Annotated in this window: 1 protein-coding gene; it reads left to right on the top strand. The window is 72.3% G+C overall.

Annotation, left to right across the window (positions count from 1 at the left end; all coding sequences use genetic code 11):
* Positions 1-2: 2 nt before the first annotated feature.
* Positions 3-3,895 (top strand): SDR family NAD(P)-dependent oxidoreductase (locus ABZ822_RS32495; protein ID WP_360862060.1); only part of this gene is annotated, 3,893 nt, incomplete at its 3' end.

The following is a 3,895-nucleotide window of genomic DNA, read 5'->3' as shown; positions in this document are numbered from 1 at the left end:
GGATGCTGCTGGTGGAGCGGCTTTCCGATGCGCGGCGTCTTGGGCATCGGGTGTTGGCGGTGGTTGCCGGGTCGGCGGTGAATCAGGATGGTGCGTCGAATGGTTTGACGGCGCCGAGTGGTCCGTCGCAGCAGCGGGTGATTCGTGCGGCGTTGTCGTCGGCGGGGGTGTCGGCGGCTGATGTGGATGCGGTGGAGGCGCATGGCACGGGCACGGCCTTGGGTGATCCGATCGAGGCGCAGGCGTTGTTGGCGACGTATGGTCAGGGTCGTGAACGGCCGTTGTGGCTGGGGTCGGTGAAGTCGAACATCGGTCATACGCAGGCTGCTGCGGGTGTTGCCGGTGTGATCAAGATGGTGCTGGCGATGCGGCATGGGGTGTTGCCGCGGACGCTGCATGCGGAGGAGCCGTCGTCGCATGTGGACTGGACGGCCGGTTCGGTGGAGCTGCTGTCCGAGCAGCGGGACTGGCCCAGCACGCAGGACCGCACACGCCGCGCCGCCGTATCCGGATTCGGGCTCAGCGGCACCAACGCCCACGTCGTCCTGGAGGAAGCGCTCCCCGAGGACGCCCCGGAACTCCCCACAGCCCCGCAGCCACCCGTGGCCGCGCTGCCCTGGCTGCTCTCCGGCCGTAGCGTCGAGGCGCTGCGCGCGCAGGCCGCCCAGCTGGCCGGGCACATCGAGGCCCACCCGGAGCTGAGCCCCGCGGCCCTCGGGCACGCGCTCGCCACGTCCCGCTCGGCGTTCGAGCATCGCGCCGTCGTCGTCGGCGAGGACCGCGACACCCTCCTCGCCGCCTTGAAGGCCGTCGGCCGGGGGGAGCCGTCGCCCGACGCGACCGTCGGCTCGGCGGACTCCGAAGGGGGCCTCGCGTTCCTCTTCGCGGGCCAGGGATCGCAGCGGCTCGCCATGGGCCGCGAACTGTACGAGGGATTCGGCGCGTTCGCGGAGGCGTTCGATGCCGTCTGCGCCCACCTCGACCACGAACTCGGCCGCTCACTGCGGGAGTTGGTGTTCGGCGACGACGAAGCGGCCCTGAACCGCACGGAGTTCACCCAGCCCGCCCTCTTCGCCTTCCAGGTGGCACTGTTCCGGCTCATGGAATCGTGGGGCATACGCCCCGACGTCCTCACCGGGCACTCCATCGGCGAACTCGCGGCGGCGTACGTCGCGGGCGTGTGGTCCCTGGAGGATGCCTGCCGGTTGGTCGCCGCGCGAGGACGGCTGATGCAGGCGCTTCCGGAGGGCGGCGCGATGGTCGCGCTTCAGGCATCCGAGGAGGAGGTGCTGCCCCTGCTGGCCGGCCGGGAGCACACGGTGAGCCTGGCCGCCGTCAACGGGCCGCAGTCCGTGGTCATTTCCGGTACCGAGGACGGCGTGGCGGAGCTCGCCGGACAGATCGGAGCCCTCGGCCGCCGGACCACGCGCCTGCGCGTCAGCCACGCCTTCCACTCACCGCTGATGGAACCGATGCTGCGGGACTTCCTGCGCGTCGCCGAGAGCCTGGAGTACCACCGCCCGCAGATCCCGATCGTCTCCGACATCGACGGCACCCCGGCCGACCCCGGCGAGCTGTGCGCGGCCGACTACTGGGCGGCCCACGTCCGCCGGCCCGTCCGCTTCGCCGACCACGTACGCCGCCTGCATGAGCAGGGCGTCACCCACTACCTCGAAATCGGCGCCGACGGCACCCTCACCGCCCTCGCCCGCGCTTGCTTCCCCGACGCCCCGACGGGGCCCGGACCACAGCTCACGCCTGCGCTGCGCAAGGACCGCCCCGAGATCCCCGGCCTGTACGGTGCCTTCGCCCACCTGTACGTCCACGGCGTGGACGTCGACTGGACCCCGGCGTTCGGCGCCGCTCCCGCCACCTCCCCGGTGGATCTGCCCACGTACGCCTTCCAGCACGAACGCTACTGGCTCGACCACGGCACCGCGGCCGCCGACGGAACCGCGACCTCCTCGCGTACGGTTGCCGACACGGCCGACAGCCGCTTCTGGGAGGCCGTCGAATGCCATGACGTCGAAGCGCTGAAGCACACCCTGGGTCTTGAGGCCGAACACGTCGGCGCGGTCGTCCCGGCGCTGGCCTCCTGGCGGAAACGGCAGCAGCAACAGACCGCTGTCGACGCCCTCTACTACCAGGTGATGTGGAAGCCCGCCGCGACCGAACGGGGCCTGACGGCACCGGACTTCGCCGATCGCCCCTGGCTGTTCGTCGTTCCGGCCGGGCCGGAAGGAGACGACCCGGCGGTCGCGAAACTCACCACCGCCCTCGGCGGCCCGGACCGCGTCGTCACGGTGAACGTCACCGGCAGCACCCGTACGGACCGGGCCGCTCTCGCGGACCTGCTGCGCGAGGCCGCGGCGGGCAACCCCGTCGCGGGCGTCCTCGCCTTCGCCGGGCTTGCCGGCACCGACGCCGACGGCCTTCCGCTCGGCCCGGCCTCCGTGGCCGCACTGTTGCAGGCGCTCGGTGACGCGGGTGTGGGCGGTCGGGTGTGGGTGCTGACGCGCGGTGGTGTGTCGGTGGGGCGTTCGGACGGTGCTGCTGATCCCGGGCAGGGTGCGGTGTGGGGTCTGGGCCGGGTGGCGGCGCTGGAGTATCCGGACCGCTGGGGCGGTCTGATCGACCTCCCCGAAGCCCTCGACCGGCGTGCCACCACCCGCCTTCGGGGCGTACTCCTCGGCAGCGGTACGGAGGACCAGGTGGCCGTCCGGCCGTCGGGCGTCCTGGGCCGCCGGCTCGAACGCGTCCCCGCCGTCGACGAGGACGACGCGGGTTGGCGTCCTCGGGGGACGGTGTTGATCACGGGTGGTACGGGTGCGCTGGGTGCTCGCGTGGCTCGCTGGGCTGCTGCGCAGGGTGCCACGGGCTTGGTGCTCGTCAGTCGTCGGGGCCTGGATGCCCCGGGTGCGTCCGAGTTGCGGGACGAGCTGGCCGCTTCAGGTGTACGGGTGAGTGTTGCGGCGTGCGATGTGGCCGATCGTGCGGCGTTGGCTGGGGTGTTGGCGGAGCATCCGGTGGATGCTGTGGTGCATACGGCGGGTGTGCTGGACGACGGTGTGATCGATGCGTTGACGCCGGAGCGGTTCGCGTCGGTGATGCGGACGAAGGCGCTGGGCGCGCTGCATCTGGACGAACTGACCCGCGACAGCGACCTGTCCGCGTTCGTCCTCTTCTCCTCGGTCTCCGGCACGCTCGGCACATCGGGGCAGGGCAACTACGCGGCGGCGAACGCCTTTCTCGACGCGCTGGCCGAGCGGCGACGGTCGGCGGGTCTCCCGGCCACGTCGATCGCGTGGGGTCCCTGGGCCGACGGCGGCATGGCGGACGAGGAAGTCGTCGCCTGGCGCATGCATCGCGGTGGCGTCCTGCCGCTCCCGCCCGCGCTCGGCCTCCTGGCCCTGCAGCGCGCCATCGATGCGCACCGCCCGGACATCATGGTCGCGGACATCCACTGGGGCGAGTACGCGCCGCCTTTCACCATGACGCGTCCGAGCCCGCTGATCGAGTCGCTGCCCGAGGCGCGCGTGGCCGTCGAGGGCGCGGGTGCCGCGTCCGAGCGGTTCGGCCGCGGCGACGGCTCGGGCCTGCGCGGCCAGCTCACCGGACTCACCCCGGCGGAACAGGAACGCGTCCTCCTCGAGGTCGTCCGCCTGTGCGCCTCCGGCGTACTGGGCTACTCCGGCGCCTCCGCCGTACCCGCCGAGCGGGCCTTCCGCGACCTGGGCGTCGACTCCCTCACCGCCGTCGAACTCCGCGGCACCCTCGCCATGGCCACCGGCGTCCCCCTCGCCGCGACGGTGGTGTTCGACTATCCGACGCCGGTGGCGCTGGCTCGGTATCTGCGGGAGCAACTGCTCGGTGATGTGGGTGAGTCGGCGCCTGA

The organism is Streptomyces sp. NPDC047108, assembly GCF_040643575.1.
GTDB lineage: Bacteria > Actinomycetota > Actinomycetes > Streptomycetales > Streptomycetaceae > Streptomyces.
The sequence above is the reverse complement of the archived record's forward strand: the minus strand, read 5'-3'. Positions and strand labels throughout refer to the sequence as shown.